The 18,251-nt window shown below is 41.4% G+C and carries 22 protein-coding genes; 2 read left to right on the top strand and 20 right to left on the bottom strand.

What is annotated here, in order from left to right:
- Positions 1-362 (top strand): integrase core domain-containing protein (locus tag DXA07_RS03150; protein ID WP_147352401.1); only part of this gene is annotated, 362 nt, incomplete at its 5' end.
- A gap of 123 nt (positions 363-485) precedes the next feature.
- Here the strand turns inward: DXA07_RS03150 and rplA are convergent.
- The 11 genes from rplA to DXA07_RS03205 form a co-directional block, all read right to left on the bottom strand.
- Positions 486-1,178 carry a 50S ribosomal protein L1 gene (rplA, locus tag DXA07_RS03155; RefSeq protein WP_021943593.1) on the bottom strand — a complete coding sequence of 231 codons (693 nt, stop codon included), beginning with the start codon at positions 1,176-1,178 and terminating at the stop codon, positions 486-488.
- A 59-nt stretch (positions 1,179-1,237) separates the two neighbouring features.
- On the bottom strand, positions 1,238-1,663 hold the full coding sequence (gene rplK / locus DXA07_RS03160) for a 50S ribosomal protein L11 (RefSeq protein ID WP_008401096.1): 426 nt from the start codon (positions 1,661-1,663) through the stop codon (positions 1,238-1,240).
- Between the two features lie 57 nt (positions 1,664-1,720).
- Positions 1,721-2,245 (bottom strand): transcription termination/antitermination protein NusG, encoded by a 525-nt coding sequence (gene nusG, locus DXA07_RS03165; protein WP_008401095.1) that lies wholly within the window; start codon positions 2,243-2,245, stop codon positions 1,721-1,723.
- A 22-nt stretch (positions 2,246-2,267) separates the two neighbouring features.
- Complete coding sequence (secE, locus tag DXA07_RS03170; RefSeq protein WP_008401094.1) at positions 2,268-2,471, bottom strand: preprotein translocase subunit SecE; 204 nt, start codon at positions 2,469-2,471, stop codon at positions 2,268-2,270.
- Positions 2,472-2,500: 29 nt separating this feature from the next.
- Positions 2,501-2,650, bottom strand: a complete 150-nt coding sequence (gene rpmG, locus DXA07_RS03175) for a 50S ribosomal protein L33 (RefSeq protein ID WP_008401093.1) — start codon at positions 2,648-2,650, stop codon at positions 2,501-2,503.
- 175 nt (positions 2,651-2,825) lie between these two features.
- The gene (locus tag DXA07_RS03180; RefSeq protein ID WP_021943590.1) at positions 2,826-3,056 is read right to left on the bottom strand and encodes a hypothetical protein; all 231 of its coding nucleotides are present in this window, start codon (positions 3,054-3,056) and stop codon (positions 2,826-2,828) included.
- Between the two features lie 89 nt (positions 3,057-3,145).
- Positions 3,146-3,622 (bottom strand): small multi-drug export protein, encoded by a 477-nt coding sequence (locus DXA07_RS03185; protein ID WP_117808720.1) that lies wholly within the window; start codon positions 3,620-3,622, stop codon positions 3,146-3,148.
- Positions 3,615-4,433 (bottom strand): enhanced serine sensitivity protein SseB, encoded by an 819-nt coding sequence (locus DXA07_RS03190; protein WP_117822941.1) that lies wholly within the window; start codon positions 4,431-4,433, stop codon positions 3,615-3,617. Before DXA07_RS03190 ends, DXA07_RS03185 begins: the two co-directional genes overlap by 8 nt.
- Before the next feature lie 2 nt (positions 4,434-4,435).
- Entirely contained in the window at positions 4,436-5,257 is an 822-nt protein-coding gene (locus DXA07_RS03195; RefSeq protein ID WP_226801033.1) for a zinc ribbon domain-containing protein, read from the bottom strand.
- A 96-nt stretch (positions 5,258-5,353) separates the two neighbouring features.
- Positions 5,354-6,637 (bottom strand): O-acetylhomoserine aminocarboxypropyltransferase/cysteine synthase family protein, encoded by a 1,284-nt coding sequence (locus DXA07_RS03200; protein ID WP_117808723.1) that lies wholly within the window; start codon positions 6,635-6,637, stop codon positions 5,354-5,356.
- A 201-nt stretch (positions 6,638-6,838) separates the two neighbouring features.
- A complete protein-coding gene (locus DXA07_RS03205) occupies positions 6,839-7,303 on the bottom strand; it encodes an HD domain-containing protein (protein WP_117785384.1) in 465 nt (154 codons plus the stop codon).
- Between the two features lie 391 nt (positions 7,304-7,694).
- On the opposite strand from DXA07_RS03205, the gene murI reads away from it, so the two are divergent.
- Positions 7,695-8,474, top strand: coding sequence for a glutamate racemase (gene murI / locus DXA07_RS03210; RefSeq protein WP_117785297.1), 780 nt, complete (start codon positions 7,695-7,697; stop codon positions 8,472-8,474).
- A gap of 280 nt (positions 8,475-8,754) precedes the next feature.
- Here the strand turns inward: murI and DXA07_RS03215 are convergent, their stop codons facing one another.
- From DXA07_RS03215 to DXA07_RS03250, 9 genes are all read right to left on the bottom strand, one after another.
- On the bottom strand, positions 8,755-9,921 hold the full coding sequence (locus tag DXA07_RS03215; RefSeq protein WP_182427445.1) for a DUF3810 domain-containing protein: 1,167 nt from the start codon (positions 9,919-9,921) through the stop codon (positions 8,755-8,757).
- 249 nt (positions 9,922-10,170) lie between these two features.
- Positions 10,171-10,392 (bottom strand): phosphopantetheine-binding protein, encoded by a 222-nt coding sequence (locus tag DXA07_RS03220; RefSeq protein WP_008401081.1) that lies wholly within the window; start codon positions 10,390-10,392, stop codon positions 10,171-10,173.
- A gap of 4 nt (positions 10,393-10,396) precedes the next feature.
- Entirely contained in the window at positions 10,397-11,872 is a 1,476-nt protein-coding gene (locus tag DXA07_RS03225) for a class I adenylate-forming enzyme family protein (protein ID WP_118483383.1), read from the bottom strand.
- A 10-nt stretch (positions 11,873-11,882) separates the two neighbouring features.
- Positions 11,883-12,989, bottom strand: coding sequence for a hypothetical protein (locus DXA07_RS03230; RefSeq protein ID WP_118483385.1), 1,107 nt, complete (start codon positions 12,987-12,989; stop codon positions 11,883-11,885).
- Positions 12,990-13,005: 16 nt separating this feature from the next.
- Positions 13,006-14,595, bottom strand: coding sequence for an MBOAT family O-acyltransferase (locus DXA07_RS03235; protein ID WP_118483387.1), 1,590 nt, complete (start codon positions 14,593-14,595; stop codon positions 13,006-13,008).
- A 54-nt stretch (positions 14,596-14,649) separates the two neighbouring features.
- Positions 14,650-16,071 carry an SLC13 family permease gene (locus DXA07_RS03240; protein WP_117808728.1) on the bottom strand — a complete coding sequence of 474 codons (1,422 nt, stop codon included), beginning with the start codon at positions 16,069-16,071 and terminating at the stop codon, positions 14,650-14,652.
- A gap of 125 nt (positions 16,072-16,196) precedes the next feature.
- Positions 16,197-17,285 (bottom strand): HAMP domain-containing sensor histidine kinase, encoded by a 1,089-nt coding sequence (locus DXA07_RS03245; protein ID WP_243015402.1) that lies wholly within the window; start codon positions 17,283-17,285, stop codon positions 16,197-16,199.
- The gene (locus DXA07_RS13275) at positions 17,228-17,584 is read right to left on the bottom strand and encodes a hypothetical protein (RefSeq protein WP_243015403.1); all 357 of its coding nucleotides are present in this window, start codon (positions 17,582-17,584) and stop codon (positions 17,228-17,230) included. Before DXA07_RS13275 ends, DXA07_RS03245 begins: the two co-directional genes overlap by 58 nt.
- On the bottom strand, positions 17,578-18,246 hold the full coding sequence (locus tag DXA07_RS03250; RefSeq protein WP_117808730.1) for a response regulator transcription factor: 669 nt from the start codon (positions 18,244-18,246) through the stop codon (positions 17,578-17,580). The genes DXA07_RS13275 and DXA07_RS03250 overlap by 7 nt, the downstream gene beginning before the upstream one ends.
- Positions 18,247-18,251 lie beyond the last annotated feature (5 nt).

Consider the following 18,251-nt stretch of genomic DNA (forward strand, 5'->3'; position numbering starts at 1 on the left):
AGCATCTGGTGAAAGCCTTTCCGTTACCCATTCAATGTATCCAAACTGATAATGGAGCAGAATTTACAAATCGTTTTACCACTCACCGTGACAAACCCACACTATTTCAAGTGCATCTGAAGCAGCATGGGATTCGCCATAAAGTTATACGACCTTTTACACCACGACATAACGGGAAAGTTGAAAGAAGCCACCGAAAGGATAATGAGCGTTTTTATGCAACTCATACTTTTTATTCTTTTGAGGACTTTGCCAAACAGTTGAAAGTGTATAATCGCAGGGATTATAACAACTTTCCTATGCGTCCATTAGGATGGAAATCTCCAAATCAGGTACTAAAGGATTATCTGGCATCTGTGTAACATATGTTTGACAAACCTACAGTTTTTACCTTCCCTTAAAGATTTTCCATATAGTACAAAACGACCACCACACAGGCGCGTCCTGCATGATGGTCGTTCTGTCAATATATTGGTATATAAGATTTACGCAAATCTTGTTGTGTTAATCTTTACACCAGGACCCATTGTTGAAGCAATTACAACGCTCTTAAGGTACTGTCCCTTAGCAGCTGATGGCTTTGCTTTTACAATAGCATCCATTAAGGTCTGGAAGTTTTCGTCTAACTGTTCCTCTGTAAAGGAAGCTTTTCCCACTGGCACATGGATAATATTGGCTTTATCAAGTCTGTACTCTATCTTACCAGCTTTGATATCATTAACTGCTTTTGTTACGTCCATTGTAACTGTACCAGCCTTAGGGTTTGGCATTAAGCCCTTAGGTCCAAGTACACGACCAAGACGTCCAACAACACCCATCATATCAGGTGTAGCTACAACAACATCGAAATCTAACCATCCGTCTTTCTGGATCTTTGGAACTAATTCCTCACCACCTGCGTAATCAGCACCGGCAGCAAGAGCTTCGTCTACCTTATCTCCCTTAGCGAATACGAGAACCTTAACTGTCTTACCTGTTCCATGAGGTAATACAACTGCACCACGTACCTGCTGATCTGCGTGACGTCCATCAACGCCCAGTCTTAAGTGAGCTTCGATTGTCTCATCAAATTTAGCTGTAGCCATCTTCTTTACCAAAGCAACTGCCTCTTCGAATTCGTAAACGGCTGTTTTGTCATAGAGCTTGCTTGCATCTATATATTTCTTACTCTTCTTCATTATAAACCTCCTGTGGTCTTATCGGGAGCGACCTCCCACCAAAATGTTTTTATTCTTAATTACTCTTCAACTGTAACGCCCATTGAACGAGCTGTTCCAGCGATCATGCTCATAGCAGTTTCAAGGCTTGCAGCATTTAAATCTTTCATCTTAAGTTCGGCAATTTCCTGAACCTTAGCCTTTGAGATAGTTGCAACCTTTGTCTTCTTTGAGTTAGCTGAACCGGATTTGATATTACAAGCCTTCTTGATCAGAAGTGCTGCAGGAGGAGTCTTAGTGATAAAGCTAAAGCTCTTATCCTGATAAACTGTAATAACAACAGGAATGATCATATCTCCTTCGTTAGCAGTTCTAGCATTGAATTCTTTTGTAAATGCAACGATATTAACACCATGCTGACCAAGAGCCGGTCCAACAGGTGGTGCAGGTGTTGCCTTTCCTGCAGGGATCTGTAATTTGATATATCCTTCTACTTTCTTCGCCATCTTAGCGCACCTCCAAAAATATTGTGGTAATAACGGGGGATACCCTTCCACTCACTCTTACAATTTCTTGATATCAGCGAATGCAATCTCTACAGATGTTGCACGGCCAAATATTTCTACATCGATGGTAATGGTCTGTTTACTTGGGTTAATTGCCTTAATACTACCCACGGTACCTTCCCAGGCACCTGCTGTAACCTCAACCATATCGCCTACTTCCGCATCGATCACGATTGTCTCCTTGTTGATTCCAAGGTACTTCATCTCATCATCTGATAACGGAACCGGTTTTGATCCCGGTCCTACGAATCCTGTAACACCTCTTGTATTACGAACTACATACCATGTAGCATCGTTCATAATCATATTGAGCAGGACATAGCCGGGAAACAGTTTTCTGGTAACAGCTTTCTGTACACCGTTCTTAACCTCAATGGATTCTTCTACGGGTACAGATACTTCTAATATCTGGTCCTGTAATTTTCTGTTTTCAATTGTTTTCTCAATATCAGCTTTAACCTTATTTTCATAACCTGAGTAGGTATGGACTACATACCATTTTGCGCTTTCTGCATCTGCCATATAATTCACCAACCTTTACTCATTATATTATGAAATTCAAGCCTATTTGTATAAGCCAGTCAACGACTGCAATAATAGCTCCGAGGATTACCGTTGAAACGATTACTACGGCTGACTGCTTAAACAGGGTTGTTCTGTCAAGCCATGTGATTTTCTTGAATTCACCCTTTAGTTCCTGGGTCCAGCTTTTCTTGAGAGCTGTTGATTTTTCTTCACTTTTTGCCATTAAACCAATCCTCCTTCACTGGTCCGGAACTATTTTGTTTCCTTGTGTACTGTATGCTTCTTGCAGAATCTGCAGTACTTCTTTGTTTCCATTCTGTCTGGATGCGTTTTCTTATCCTTTGTCATATTGTAATTACGCTGTTTACAATCCTGACATGCCAATGTTATTTTAACGCGCACTTCCATCTACCTCCATTACTTATTTTAAGGCATAAAAAAAAGACCTCTTTCATCGCACGATTAACAATAACACAAGTATACAGTGCAAGTCAAGAAATCTTTTTCTGTTTTTAGACATATTCTCTATTTTTTAATTTTATAAAGAAATATGCCGCATTTATTGGATTGTCTGTATTTACCCCTTCAGATCCTTTAAGGTATGGAATAATTCCATATCCGATTCTGTCAGTTTTACATTTGTACAGATCTGCTTTCCCTCCGGATCCGTGATCTTTACTTCTATAATATAGTCTTCTTTGATCCCGCTTGCCATCGCAGCCTGTAAAAACATCGGAAACTTCGGATGATTGGATGCAAATTTCTCCCATGCGGATTTTATCTTAAAAATTGATGCCGGATTTACCATATCTATCTCCTTATACGCCTGCAAGTTTTGCAGCTTCTCTCGTCCTGCAGACATATCTCTTATTAAAATATTATTCCATATTTATGATATCAGAATAATGCTGCAATCGCGCCAAGCAGTCCGTAGCTTACAACTCCCACGATCAGTCCTGCAAGTACAACACCACCCATAACGGCAAGTGCACTCTTCTTCCAGTCAAGATCTAAGAAGCTGGCTGCCAGAGTACCCGTCCAGGCTCCTGTACCCGGAAGTGGAACCCCGACAAACAACATCAGTGCGATATAGACTCCGCCGCCTGTTTTCTCAAGCAGCTTCTGTCCGCCTTTTTCGCCCTTCTGAATACACCATGTAAAAAATTTCCCTATATATTTCTTATCTTTTCCCCACATCAGAACCCGTCTGGCGAACCAGTAGATCACCGGAACCGGAAGCATGTTGCCGATCATACAGATGATCAGTGCACGAAATGTCGGTATTCCGAATACCGCTGCATATGGAATCGCACCTCGCAGTTCCACGATCGGAACCATAGATATCAGAAACATGATCAGATATTTTTTAAACATTATTATCTCCTACAATTTCTTTTTTATAGAATGGCTCTGTATTCTCTGTAACCTTTTTTCCAAGTCCGTTATCTGTTCCTGTAAGTGCGATTGGAATACCAAACGCAAGCGGTTTTATCTTTGGAAGAAGGGAATCAAATAAATCTTCTTCATCACCTTCAAAATCAATTGTGATCAGATACTCTTCATCTGAATTTTCTTTTTCCATCATCTGGATATAAGCTGCCTTTACATTTGGACGTTCAGCCAGGAATTTCTTTGCTTCATCCAACATATCAACCGGCATATATTTCGGACTTCTTAAACGGATCTTTGTATTTGCCGGAATTGTATGCTTCTTGATATTCGTATTCTTATGCTCCTCAAGCACACTCTTTCTGCTCTCATCCACTGTCTTTATAAGTGCATCCGGAACCTGCATACCAACTGTGTAGGGATCGATCACGATTCCCTGGATCTGGCCATTGGAATTCAGAACCAGTGGGGCAACCTCTTTATAAGTAAGTGCCATCTTCTCAACTTCTACTTCCTTGATCGCATGCTCGAATTCTTCGTCATTTGTAAAACATGGGAAGAAGTTCTTTCCTGTATTATCTGTGATAACACGGAAATTTACTCTGAATTTTCCATCTCCCATGATCCTTCCCTGATCATCTTTTACCGGTTTTGGATCCAGTGTTGCAGGCAGGATAAATCTCGCCTGTAACAGCTTCTCGATGAAATTCTTCAGATTCTGCTGATTGTTCTCTGCTTTAAATATTTCAATCGCCTCTAACAACGCTTCATTCTTTATCTTATTGCCATTTTCCATGCTTATTTTGCACCTTTCTCCTTTAAACTATCCTTATATTCTTTATATGCAGCTTCTGCTTTCTTACTTTCTTCGCTTCGCTTGGATGCTACCATCTCCGGCATAACATCGACCATTGGTTCCCCAATATACTCTGTCAGCTTCTTAAGGAATTCTCTTCCTCCTTTATAGGTTGCTACCGGAATTGCAACAACTCCCTGCGATGTCATCATTACATACCCTCTTACCACATGATAAAATGGTTTATGCTCATTCGCCTGCTCTCTGATATCTGCAATTGCATAACGCTTCCACCTTCCCGGTATCTTGCAGCAATACAGATATTCCTTATCCAGCTTTGCCGCTGATCCAACAATGCATCTGCACATCATACCGATCAATAATCCCAGAGCAATTGCTGCCAGAAGCAAAATCCTTCCGGTTCCCTTGAATACACTGTCAAATCCCAGAAGTGCTACAACAATAAATAATACGATAGCTGTACCAACAATAAATGCCAGATACCCAACTGTAGTGTATGCCTGATACTGTCCATTCTTATTTTTTTTGCATTTCGAATAATAACTGAACGGTGAATCAATAAGACCAAGGTCAGCTCCACACAACGGACAGTATTTCTGATTCAGTGTCGCATTTGCAGGAATTGACTTCCCACAGTGCGGGCAACGGAAAAACATCTGATTGATAATACCAGACAACAGCAGCATGATAACAAACAGTCCCCATCCGTATATGATCTTTCCAACAAATGTAAATATAAACAGTCCCAGAGTACCAATCATGGGCATAATTACAATACAACCCTTGGCAATTCTTAACTTCATTTCTTCCTCCATCCACAGCAGGATATTTCCTTTGCTATTTTCTATAACAGTTCTGCTGTGGCTATCTTCTTTCTATATTTCAGACTGGTTCAGATCCTAGATCTGCGCAAATGCCTGTTCCAGATCTGCGATCAGATCTTCCGCATCTTCCAGTCCACATGAATAACGGACAAGATCAGGATATACACCGCATGCTGTCAGTTCTTCATCATTCATCTGCCTGTGTGTTGCACTTGCCGGATGCAGACAACAGGTTCTCGCATCCGCTACATGTGTCTCAATCGAACCGAGTTTTAAGTGCTTCATGAATTCTTCCGCTGCTTTTCTTCCACCCTTTACACCGAAGCTTACAACGCCACAGGAGCCGTTTGGCAGATATTTTTCTGCAAGTGCATGATATTTGTCATTTTCCAGCCCGCAGTAATTCACATAAGCAACCTTATCATTCTGTTCCAGATATTTTGCAACTGCGAGTGCATTCTCACAATGACGCTTTACTCTGACATGCAGACTCTCCAGTCCGAGATTCAGGATAAATGCACTCTGCGGAGACTGTACAGAACCGAAATCACGCATCAGCTGTGCAGTTGCCTTTGTGATAAATGCGCCCTCTTTTCCGAACTTCTCTGCATATGTAATTCCATGATAACTGTCATCCGGTGTGGTAAGTCCCGGGAATTTGTCTGCGTATTTCATCCAGTCGAACTTTCCGGCATCTACGATGCATCCACCGACAGCTGCTCCATGTCCGTCCATGTATTTGGTTGTGGAATGAGTTACGATATCTGCTCCCCATTCGATCGGACGACAGTTGATCGGAGTCGGGAATGTATTATCTACAATAAGCGGTACTCCCTGCTCATGCGCTACCTTTGCAAACTTCTCAATATCTAATACGGTCAGAGCCGGATTTGCAATGATCTCACCAAATAATGCCTTGGTATTCGGACGGAACGCTGCACGGATCTCATCTTCAGATGCGTCCGGATCAACAAATGTGAAATCGATTCCCATCTTCTTCATCGTTACCGCAAATAAGTTATAGGTTCCACCATAGATGGAATTTGATGCTACAACATGGTCACCACAATTTGCAATATTAAATACTGCATAGAAGTTTGCTGACTGACCGGAACCGGTAAGCATCGCCGCTGCACCGCCCTCTAACTGACAGATCTTCTTTGCGACCAGATCATTTGTCGGATTCTGAAGTCTGGAATAAAAATATCCATCTGCCTCCAGATCGAATAATTTACCCATATCTTCACTTGTTGCATATTTGAATGTTGTACTCTGATAGATTGGAACCTGACGTGGTTCTCCGTTTCCCGGTTCATAACCTCCCTGTACACATGTTGTATTAATCTTGTATTTACTCATTACATCCTCCTGATAACTATATCTTCTGTGTTTTATGATCTATTCCAAGTTTCTGTATTCATATCCATTATTATTTCCAGTATAAATACCTGTCTTTTCATGTACCATTTAGCACATCAATTCATTATATAAAATTTATCCCGTTCCTGCAAGCACATGTACTCCTACAAAAATTAAAAATCCGTTAAGATTTCCTTATTTTTACGAAAGTGCAAAAATCTCCTTACATAGCTTTCTTCCCGACTGTGTCCGGAAGATCTTCTCATAAGCAGACCGGACTGCTTTGATATGCTCTTTATCCTCATACAGGTTCACAAGGAAATCTGCCTCTACCAGTATCTGATAATCCATTCCGTCAATATTGGAATAGGTATGGTGATGTCCGACCAGATAACATACCCGCTCAATAAAGGCGGCATCATCTGTCAATGGAATAAGCAGTTTTTCTGCTTCCGGCGGGCCTTCCTTTTCCTGTGTCTTTCCTGTATTATATCCATATTTCTTTTCTGAGTTCTTTATGCCTATATCATGCACAAGTGCAGCGACTTCCAGGATCTCCAGTTCTTCTCCTGTGACTCCTTCCATCTCCCCGATCAGCTTGGCAAAAGAATGAACCTTCAGAAAATGATGGATCCGTCTGGCATCTCCCGCATAATATTCGATCATCTTCTCTTTTACCCGAGATTTCAGCTCCCGGCTTGCAGGAATCGTATTTTCTACATTCTGCTGCAATCTCTCACTCTGCTCTGCTTCTGTACTCTGTTTCTGCTCGGTTTCCATTTCTTTCCTCCTGACTGTCTGCCGACCGTTTTAGTATATTTATTTAACCTGATCTATTTCTGTCTTATTTTCTTTTGTTTTTATCTGTACTCACATCCCCGATTATATATGGTTGCTACAGAATACGCAACTTTTTTCCTGTACGCCCTGTTCATCCAATATTTATGTCTTATCGTCTTCTGCAGATTGTTTTGTATTGTTTTCACTTATAGGTTGTCTTTTCTTTTCATATAGTAGTATAATTTTCAAGTGCAGGTTTTTTTAGGAGGTTTTACAAATGAAAGATAATTCCCGTCCAATCGGCGTATTTGATTCCGGTATTGGCGGTATCAGTGTTTTAAAAGAAATCGTTTCACTGATGCCGGAGGAAAATTATATATATTATGGTGATTCCGCGAATGCTCCATATGGCACACGCCAGATCACTGACATTCAGCATCTAAGCCGGAACTGTGTGGAATTCCTGCTTGAACATGGCGCGAAAGCGATTGTGATCGCATGCAATACTGCAACCAGTGCTGCTGCTGCCATGCTTCGTGCAGACTATCCGGACATCCCTGTGATCGGCATTGAGCCGGCATTAAAACCAGCCGTTCTCTGGAAGGAACATGACCGGATCGCAGTTATGGCTACCCCTATGACATTAAAACAGGATAAGTTTCTATCGCTTATGCATACATACGAAGACCGATCCGTAATCTACCGTGTACCATGTCCAAAGCTGGTTGGCTTTGTGGAAAACGGAGATCTGGACAGTCCGGAGCTTCATGATTATCTGCAGGAGATTCTATCGCCTTATCTGGAAAAGGGAATCGATGCGATCGTGCTTGGCTGTACGCACTATCCGTTTGTGGAAAAAATGATCCGAACCGTTGTCGGTCCGGATATCAAGATTTTTGTCGGAAGCCACGGAACTGCCGTAGAACTGCGTCGCCGCCTGATTGCCGCAGGCTTAAAGTCAGAATCTGCTGAACAGGGTACAGTCGAGATCTATAACAGTTGTACGACCGATGGGAACGCACATGTTGCCCTCTGCAGGAAGTTGCTGGCATTATAATGTACCGTACGGAAGAAGCTGGAGGCTATCATTCATTTCGCAAATCACTTTCGTTCTATTTCGCAAAAAGATTAACAGGTATCCGGTTTTATATACCCTTTGTTTCACAGACGCTCGCGCTCTATTTTTCACGTAACGGTACTAACCTCACTGCCTTTAGCAGTTCGCTAAGGACCGACGTGAAAAAAGGTCTGTTACATAAAGGTATATAAAACCGGATACCTGTTAATCTTTTTCTATGATCCTATTAGAGATTGCCGAATTCTTATGAACATACCATTTAATACAACTCTTCATCGTAGTATCGTAATAACAGTCCGGTCACGCGGTCATAGGCTGCGAAACCGTCTGAGACACCGTTCAGGTTCAGGCTTGTTTCAGTGAAGGTATTGGATTCCTGATTGACGGTATCCGTCGATAGAATGGCCTTATCCTCTACCTTTTTCCAAGTCTCCGGGAGCAGAAAGATGTCGTCGGAAAGCACCTGTTCGGAAATCCTCTCATTTGCCAGATACTGTTCTGCATCCTCCCCGATAGCCTCATAATAGGCATTATCTACATAGGACAATACACTCAGATACCCGGAATAAATAAAGAATGGATCTTCGCTGCCGATACAGGCAAGATAAGATATAAAGTTTGCCTCATCCTCATAGATATACCCATGCAGATGCGCCAGCTCATGGCAATAGGTTGCCGGATAATTTGTGATATACATATTTGCATTACAGTTTGCTTCCATCGAAAACGGGAAATAATACCCCGCCATATAACTCTGGCTCATCAGCCCGGAAAGCATCATATGCTTGACATCCGGATAGTAACCGGACAACCGTGGATACCGGCCGGACAGTTTCTGAAGAGCATTTCGCGCCTGTTCCTGCATATCTCCATCATATGTTATGTATCCGTTTTCATCCCGCTCTACTTTAGTGCTGTATTCGTTACACTGCTTTACGATATAATTGCGAAGCGCCTGCAATTCTTCTACCTTATACTGCCGTTCCTCTGTTTCCTCATTTACAGGAAGCGAGGAACAGTGATAATAGATCGTACAGTTTCCGGTCATAATAAGACAGACCGCAACCGTTATATATGCAATAACAAGGTCATAGATCCTGCAAAATCTCCGATATCCCTTATGCTTTCTTATAAAGATCAACAGAATATTCAGGATCAGAAATGCAAGGATCAGCAGGATTGCCGTAACGATCATAAGCTCCCCGATTGAAAAGGAAAACAGATTGCCAAATCTTGCAAATACTGCAACGATAACCGGATTCACATGTTCCGCATACCAGTCGCACCAGTTTTCCCATCCCATCTTTCCACTGATCCACGGAGCAGCCCACGCTGCTACATTTATCACTATGACCAGAATTATCCCTGTAAAAAGAAGGGGTCTGTGAATATGCCTTTTTTTCTTCTTTTCCTCTATTACATTCATAATTTTATTCTTCCTGCCAGATAGTGTATTTTCTGATATGCATCCTGTCAGATTCTCATACATACAACATCCTTTTCTACCTGTTCAGTATATCATCCTGCTCTGCTTTTTACGACACACTTCACAGATTTATAACAAAAACGCCCTCAAAGTTTGACATCTTCTCTGTCTGACGGCAGACCTGTCATTCTTTGAGGGCATTCTATTTCCTGTTATACTTTTTACTATTGGCACATATTTACGATAAAATCATTTCAGGTCTTCTACCAGTTCGTACAAAGCTTCTGCGGAATTGAAATTATCAGATGTGATCTCATCACTTGGAATGATAACATCGTATTTGTCTGCAATCTCTGCAATGATCGTTATGATATCCAGAGATTCCAGTATTCCATCATCTACCAGTGCATCTTCATTTTCAAAGTCAACATTCGGTTTGATCTTCTTTAACATTGCAATAAAATCATTCATAGTTTTATTCTCCTTTATTCTTTGATTCTGCTATCTTTTTTATTTCTTTTCGAAGAAGCGAGCCTTTAAATGTCTTCGGAACTTTCTCGATATAGAATATCTTCTGCGGTAACTTATAGCTTTCAACCTGTTGCTGCATATAGCTCTGGAATGCAGTTTCGTCAAATCCATCCTCTTGCACGATCAGCATAACCGGCAATTCTCCGGTGATCGGATCCTGAACGGAACTGTAAGCACAATCTGCCACACCCGGATACCGGATTGCAACAGTCTCTACCTCTGCCGGCGAGATCTTGCTTCCACCATAGTTGATAACATCATCTGCCCGTCCAACCAGAATAATACTGCCATCTTCATCCATATAGCCAAGATCATTTGTCATAACATATCCATCCACTACCGTTTTCGCAGTAAGCTCCGAATCATTGTAATAGCCCTCCATAACAATCGGACCACCCCAGGCCAGTAAAGCAGGCTGTTTCTCAGATCCATTCTCTATAACATTCCCTTCTTCATCTATAAACCGCACTAGAGAATTGACGGTCGGATATCCGATACAACCATTCTTATTCTGACGGCTGAATTCCAGAATACAGGAGCAACCAGCTTCCGACGATCCATAAAAATTATAAAGTCTTGTACGTGGAAGATACCGGAGCAGCTTTTCCTTGTCCGTTTCCGGAAGCGGGGCTGATCCCACCTGTATATAATCGATCTGATCGGCATATCCTGCAATCCTGTCATCTGACAAATGAAAGATCATTCCAAGTGTTGCCGGAGAAATTGCCATCGATGTTGCATGGTACTGCTCAAGCATCTTCCAGAGATTGCCTATCATAGCCATACCATTCATCAGACAGACAGTTCCGCCATTAATCATATCCGACTGATACCGTCTTATACCAAAGGAATGATTGAGTGGCATCGGTATGATCTCCACATTCCCCGGTTTCATCTGCGTTCCTTTCATAACATTTCCAGCAATCGCCACATCATTCTTATGATGCATGACAACACCCTTTGAGCTGCCGGTCGTACCCGTTGTGAACAACAGCATTGAACGTGAGTCTGCATTTGGAAGCGGAACATCCAGTTCTTCTGTATTCTCCATCTGTTCCATCAGCTTCTTCGGGGATAACCAGCGAAGTCCATCTGACTCTTTGTTTGAGATCAGCCATTCTGCATCCACCTTATCCCTGATTTCCTGCATACGCTCCGGTGAAGTAGATCGCTCAACAGGAATCACAAGCGCCTGCATATACTGCAAGGCTGAAAACAAAACCATATATTCAATATTCTGTGTGCATCGTAAAATAACATGTGCATTCTTTTTTATACCATTCTGAAGCAGGACATTTGCCATCTTTCTGATTGCCGTCCAATACTCCGCATATGTCAGATGTTTTTTTAACTCACAGACAGCCAGCGTATCCGGTTGTGTCTCTGCATATTTTTTTATATAATGAAGCACGGTTTCCATATCGATCCTGTTATTTCTCCTTTTTCTTTGTAATCTTTTTTACATTTTTCTTCCATTTTTCCATAAATTTCCGATCTTCCTCATCCCATACCTTACAGGCATCTTCCCAGCTTACCTTCTGATCCTCAGTCAGAGTTTCCTGCAACTGATACTTCTCCTTCAGATATGCCCCAAGAAAGCTTGTCACCTTTTTTGATCCTGCTATATTCGTATGCTTTGGATTATAGAAATCCGTTTTAAAATCAATATCCATCTCATCAACATACTGATTTAGATCCAGGCAGTCATAGCCCTGTTTCTTACAATAGGCATCCACAGCCAGATGCTCCCGGATCTGACTCTCATCCGGTACATACGGTGTCGCTATAAACAGCACCTTTTTTCCCAGTTCATTTGCCTTTTTCTCGATTGCATCCAGAGTATCCTTAGATGCCTGTGACAGTTCAAGACTCTGATTCGTTGTATAATCCGGTTTCTTGTTTTTGAGATTTGTGATCGTTGATTTTGGTCTTGCAAATTTATCATCACTGGACGGATTGTTCAGACGATTGATCATAAATTCCCGGTCAAATTCCATCAGGTTATTATGATATTTTAATATCTGAAACATCATTTCTGCTTTCTTCACAAAGCTTCCACCATGTATAGACTGAATTGCCTGCAACCTTGTTATGGATGGATTCATGCCGGATATAAGCAATTCAAACCAATAGTCCCGTTCTTCCTGGCTGTGATCATCATTTGTATTTCTGGCGATCATGGTTCTGACCTCGATAACAAACACGTCCACGTTCTGACTTTTTACCGCTTCTTCCATAATATATGGTGCCATATTCAGATCCTGGATCGAGCTAGCCAGCATAGCCGAGGTAAAATCCTGTTCCTCATATGCCTGTGGCGGATTCCAATAACGGAATATCGCACTGGATCCGATCATCAATGCATTGACCGTATCCTTTTCTTCCGCGTAATACTCTGCCCATGCCTCTGCGTCACTCTCATCCGGTCTGGCAAACTGTCCGACCTTCGATATAGAATATAACAATATGACAAAAAACAGTAGGATTGAAATTACTTTTTTTATTATTGCCAAAACCTTTTTCTTTCCTGTTTTCATGTTTTGTTCTCCTACCCTAAAACTGTTCATAGATGAATGCGATCTGACTGCCGGAACCATATACACCAAACGTCAATACACATAAAATTCCAACGATCAGAACCAGCCAGCGCAGCCAGAGATTCTGACGTAGCAGCCAGCTTCTGATATCCTCTTTGATCCCCATCTGCTCCCGGATCTCCTGTGCAACTGATACACATAACAGGATCATACAACCGATCAGAACCAGTCCCCATTCCCGCTGGGACAAAGCAAATGTATTTATAATGTCATAAAATGTACCACGGTCAACCACACAGGAAGCTATCATATGGAAGGAAGCACGAATTCCACTTCCCATAAAAATGATACGTCCGATCACGCATAATAAAAATGTCCGAAGCATCCGGAATATATTCCAGCTTATACAGTTTGTCCGTATATTCAGTTTCTCTGTTAATTTAGCAACCGGCTGCTCAAATAATGTCGATAAGCAGATCAGGATTCCGTGAAACAGTCCCCAGCCGATATAATTCCACTTTGCCCCATGCCAGAGTCCGGTCAGAATCCATACGCACAGGATTGGTACACAAGAGGCAAATCCGGTTCCTATGGCATTTCCCAGATATTTCCGCACCTTGGTATTCCATTTCAACAGGATCTTTGAAGTCGATACCGGATAGAATACATATTCTCTGAAGAACGCTCCGAGTGAAATATGCCATCTTCTCCAGAACTCCGGCAACGTCTGAGAAAAATATGGCCGCCTGAAATTTTCTCCAAGCGTAATGCCAAAGCACTCCGACGCACCACGTACGATATCCATGCATCCGGAGAAATCACAATAGATCTGGATGGAATACATAACCGCCGCCAGAAAGAAGATCATACCTTCATACTGATCAGAATGTTTAAATACTTCTGTCACAAATGGACTGATACGGTCTGCCATCACCATTTTCTTAAGTGCTCCCCACAGAATCAACCATGTACCTTTTATCACCGTATCATAATCAAACTTATGCTTTTCCCATAGTTGATGCGCAACCAGTTCATATCGCGCAATCGGTCCCTGCGTAATATGTGGAAAATATAATACATACGACAGATATTTCAGAAAATTCTTCTGTGCATGGATCCTTCCGTTATAGACATCAACCAGATAAGAGATCATCATAAAGGAATAAAAAGAAACTCCAAGCGGTGCAGGGAAATGCCAATCCGGAATCCGCTGTATCGCTTCGTATGGAAGAAAACGTTTGATGTTCTCGATGGCAAATCCTGTCACCTTGAATACAATAAGCGCACCTATTACGATCAGCAATGCCAGCACCAGATATTTCTTTCGTTTCTTTTTCTGTGCTGTTTTTATCTTTCTTGCAGCTCTCTTATCTGCATCCAGAAGCAGCCGGTCCTGTTCCTCCAGATTTTTCTCCATCAACATTGTCAACGGATATACCAGAAATGCAGTTCCAACTACGATCAGCAGATCATCAATCCCACTATAAGCATAGAAAACCACACTTGCGGCAAGGAGCACCCACCACTGGATTTTCTTTGGTACTATATAATATATTAAAACTGTAAATGCTAAGAATACTATAAATATGTATGATACGACAGACATGCCTTCTCTCCATTTCTTTCTCTTTGTTTCACGCCTGTTTCTGTATGGCTTTTTTTACACCGTACTGAATGCGCTCCAGTATTTTAATAACAATGTGCAAATTATCGACATTACAAGAATAATGATAAGGGAAATCTTCCAGCCTTCCCGGAACATATACTTTGGTTCCAGTCCATATCCCACCGGAATCGCACGGATCGACGTTGGCAGCATATAAGACAGGTTCACACCAATGGATGCTACATATATATACGGAATCGGATTCAGCCCACATCCCTGTGTGATTGAGATCACAAGTGGAATCGCAACCGCTGCCGTAGCTGTATTTGAGGTCACATCCGACAACAGTAGTGTTGCAGTCAAAATGATCAGGATCGTTACAAAACCACCCTTCATATCAAGGGAAGAAATCACTTCTCCAAGTGCTTTTGCAACACCTGTTGCATTGATCAGGCTTCCAAGTGCCAGACCTCCGGCAAATATATACATCAGATCCCAGACGATCTTTCCCTGCACCTGTTTCCAGACCATGATCCGTTTTCCCTCTTTATTTGTAAAAAGAAAGGCGATGATCGCACAGATGATAAATACATATGCAGGCTTTAATCCCGGCAATATATCCTGATAAAGCTGTCTGGTAAATGCCAGACCTGTTGCCACTACAAACAGCACAAGTGCGGATTTTTCTTCAAAGCTCATCTTTGGAAGCTTCCGGTACTGTTCCGCAAAATATTCACTGGAACCACCTAACAGATCTGTCTTCTTTACATCACGAAGAATAAATACTACATTGATCAGCATTAGGATCAGCATAACCGGAAGGAACCGGATAACCCAGGAGGAATACATATATTCTTTTCCGGTCAACTGCTGGATATATTCCACCGTTACCAGATTCATAGCACCACCAAGTGGAGATGCCAGACCACCAAGTCCTGTCGCATAGGCGATCGTCAGCAGGATCTTCGATGCCGTCTTGCTGTTTTTCACGTCATCCATTCCAATATATTTCAGCATAGAAACTGCGATTGGCGTGATCGTTGCGCATACTACTGCATTCGGAAGCACCGCAGATAATACCATTGACAACGCAAACCAGAACACAAGCTGCATTCTAAGACTGTTTCCGATCAGACGCAGAAACGTGATTGCAATTCGTTTGTCCAGTCCTGTATTTTCCCATAATACTGTTATGATCGAAGCTCCAAGCAATAGCAGAATCGTTTCGTCCGCATAATTCGATATTATGGCCTTCATCTCCGCCATAGGAACTACTGCATTGATCGCAATCGGCAAAAACGCCGTTACTGCATAATCTACCGGACCTGTTACCCACCAGTATGCCATCCAGAATACCGTTCCAACTGCTGCCCGTTCTGCAAATGTCGGCAGAACTGCATGCGGTAAAAGAAAGCATGCCAACAGGAATAGAACCGGTCCAAGTAACAAATGAATCAATCGTTTATAATTTCTCATATAATCCTCCAAGCAAGTCCTACTCGATATATTGTTCTTTCTACATAAAAAAAGAACCCTAATATCGGATTATAAAAATCCAATATTAAAGCTCTATTAAAAATTCGACATTCTTCTATTTATTTTTAAGGTTTTGGAATAAAAAATGTGAAAATACTTCCTTTATTCTTTGTACTTTCAACATAAATCCCTCCCCCATATAACTCAGCAATCTTCATTGCCTGTGAAAGTCCCAGACCAAAACCTTCCGCATTACGATCTTTTTCTTCCCGATAAAAGCTTTCAAATATTTTGGATATATTTTCTTTCTCTATTCCACAGCCTTCATCCTGAATACGAATATACGACTTTCCGTCTTTCTCTCCACAGGACACATAGATTTTAGTTCCTTCATTACTATACTTTACAGCATTTGAAAGCAAGTTATTTATAACAATATAGATAAGATTCATATTTGCATGTATGATAGTCGGCTGAAAGGAATATTCAAATGTAATCTGTTTCGTATCAATATATGCTATATCATCACATGCAGATTCAATTACATCCCGAACATCAATATCTTCCATACTGAATGTTGTCCCCTTTCTATCTATTGCAGTCATTTGAAGCAATTGATCAACCAGATTCTTCATACGGTTTGTCTGTCGCTCAAATACCTCTATACTTTTTATTGCTTCTTTATCCTGCTTCTTTTCTGCCACCTCTCTCGACACCTGGCATTGTGCATGCATAACAGCAATAGGCGTACGAAGTTCATGGGATACATTCGCATTAAATTCTTCCTGACGTTCCAACTCCTGCTGCACTCTCTGGTACAAATGATTATTTGCATCTGTTAACATCTGAAGTTCTTTAAAACATCCTTTGTATTCCAGACTATCCGTAAAATCCAGATTCTCCCCGCTCTTTTTTATCGATTCATTCAACTGTCTCATTGGTACAGCGATCAGATATCTTAATAAAAGGGCAAATAAAATAAAAAATGCGCCAACAACTCCTATCACCAAATATGACTGATGCCACAGTCCGCGATAATTTTCTTTCACCGCCTGTTCCGACATCATAGCACATACCAGATAAAAACTGTCATCCTCCGTTCCATTCTTCCTTTTTCCTCGTCTGGTTGCTACGTAATAACGCTCTCCCTGAAAGGTTACTTTTGTAAGACTCTGTAATCCGATATCAAGCCCGGTTCTGGAATCATCCGGCATTCTGCCATCAAGAAAACTTCCGTCTCTTGACTGTAAAACACATATACATTTTCGTTATAAGTATCTTTCTCTTCCGGATCGTAAAAATCGCTTTTTATATACGGATTCTCATTCTCATCAAATCCTATATTTTTTTTTGCACGTTTCACTTCCTGCGCCAGTTCTGTATAAGCCAGATATTTAGTATCCTCTTTGATCAGATTCTTCTGCATCAACAAAAGACATATCGTTCCTGCTGCAATGATAAGTCCACAAACAATAACAGTAAAATTAATAAATGAGATTTTCCTTTTTAACATTCCAGTCTATAACCTACTCCCCGGATCGTATGTATCAGTTTTTCTTTAAAAGGATCATCGATTTTTCTGCGAAGATATCGAATATATACATCAACTACATTTGAATTGATATCATCATCAATGCTCCATATATTTGCACGGATCTGCTCTCTTGTGACAACAATGTTCCTGTTACGCACCAGATATTCCAGGATTGCATATTCCCGGACTGTAAGATCGACAGTCACACCATCCCGGACAACCCGGTGATTATTTGTATCAATCTGTAATGACCCATAATTCAATATGCTGTCATTACTTATATGTACAGTACGAAGCATTACCCTTAACCTTGCGAGCAATTCCGAAAACTCAAACGGTTTTGTCATATAGTCACTGGCTCCTGCATCCAGTCCCCTGACAATATCCTGCGTTTCGGACTTTGCAGTCAAAAAAAGCACCGGAACCTGTATTCCTTCTGCCCGGATTGTTTTTAAAACCGACATACCATCTTTTTTCGGAATCATAATATCCATTATAACTCCATCGTAACTTGCCGTCTCCAGATAATCAAGTGCTGCCTGCCCGTCAAAACAGGCATCTACATTGTATCCTTCTTTTGTCAGTTTATTACATATTATATGATTCAGATCCAATTCATCTTCAACAACCAAAATGCGCATGGACA

Origin of the sequence: Clostridium sp. AM54-37XD (assembly GCF_003478225.1) — a bacterium.
GTDB classification, from domain to species: Bacteria; Bacillota; Clostridia; order Lachnospirales; family Lachnospiraceae; genus Coprococcus; species Coprococcus ammoniilyticus.

Coding starts and splice junctions, on each gene's coding strand:
- DXA07_RS03205 (WP_117785384.1), bottom strand. CDS start 7,303: ATGATCGAATATTATGCGGGAGATGCCAGACGGATCCATCATTTTCTG.
- DXA07_RS03200 (WP_117808723.1), bottom strand. CDS start 6,637: ATGAGTAAATACAAGATTAATACAACATGTGTACAGGGAGGTTATGAA.
- nusG (WP_008401095.1), bottom strand. CDS start 2,245: ATGGCAGATGCAGAAAGCGCAAAATGGTATGTAGTCCATACCTACTCA.
- DXA07_RS03195 (WP_226801033.1), bottom strand. CDS start 5,257: ATGAAGTTAAGAATTGCCAAGGGTTGTATTGTAATTATGCCCATGATT.
- DXA07_RS03250 (WP_117808730.1), bottom strand. CDS start 18,246: ATGCGCATTTTGGTTGTTGAAGATGAATTGGATCTGAATCATATAATA.
- rplA (WP_021943593.1), bottom strand. CDS start 1,178: ATGAAGAAGAGTAAGAAATATATAGATGCAAGCAAGCTCTATGACAAA.
- secE (WP_008401094.1), bottom strand. CDS start 2,471: ATGGCAAAAAGTGAAGAAAAATCAACAGCTCTCAAGAAAAGCTGGACC.
- DXA07_RS03245 (WP_243015402.1), bottom strand. CDS start 17,285: ATGCCGGATGATTCCAGAACCGGGCTTGATATCGGATTACAGAGTCTT.
- DXA07_RS03235 (WP_118483387.1), bottom strand. CDS start 14,595: ATGTCTGTCGTATCATACATATTTATAGTATTCTTAGCATTTACAGTT.
- murI (WP_117785297.1), top strand. CDS start 7,695: ATGAAAGATAATTCCCGTCCAATCGGCGTATTTGATTCCGGTATTGGC.
- rplK (WP_008401096.1), bottom strand. CDS start 1,663: ATGGCGAAGAAAGTAGAAGGATATATCAAATTACAGATCCCTGCAGGA.
- DXA07_RS13275 (WP_243015403.1), bottom strand. CDS start 17,584: ATGTTAAAAAGGAAAATCTCATTTATTAATTTTACTGTTATTGTTTGT.
- DXA07_RS03225 (WP_118483383.1), bottom strand. CDS start 11,872: ATGGAAACCGTGCTTCATTATATAAAAAAATATGCAGAGACACAACCG.
- DXA07_RS03230 (WP_118483385.1), bottom strand. CDS start 12,989: ATGAAAACAGGAAAGAAAAAGGTTTTGGCAATAATAAAAAAAGTAATT.
- DXA07_RS03185 (WP_117808720.1), bottom strand. CDS start 3,622: ATGTTTAAAAAATATCTGATCATGTTTCTGATATCTATGGTTCCGATC.
- DXA07_RS03240 (WP_117808728.1), bottom strand. CDS start 16,071: ATGAGAAATTATAAACGATTGATTCATTTGTTACTTGGACCGGTTCTA.
- DXA07_RS03190 (WP_117822941.1), bottom strand. CDS start 4,433: ATGGAAAATGGCAATAAGATAAAGAATGAAGCGTTGTTAGAGGCGATT.
- DXA07_RS03180 (WP_021943590.1), bottom strand. CDS start 3,056: ATGGTAAATCCGGCATCAATTTTTAAGATAAAATCCGCATGGGAGAAA.
- DXA07_RS03215 (WP_182427445.1), bottom strand. CDS start 9,921: ATGAATGTAATAGAGGAAAAGAAGAAAAAAAGGCATATTCACAGACCC.
- DXA07_RS03220 (WP_008401081.1), bottom strand. CDS start 10,392: ATGAATGATTTTATTGCAATGTTAAAGAAGATCAAACCGAATGTTGAC.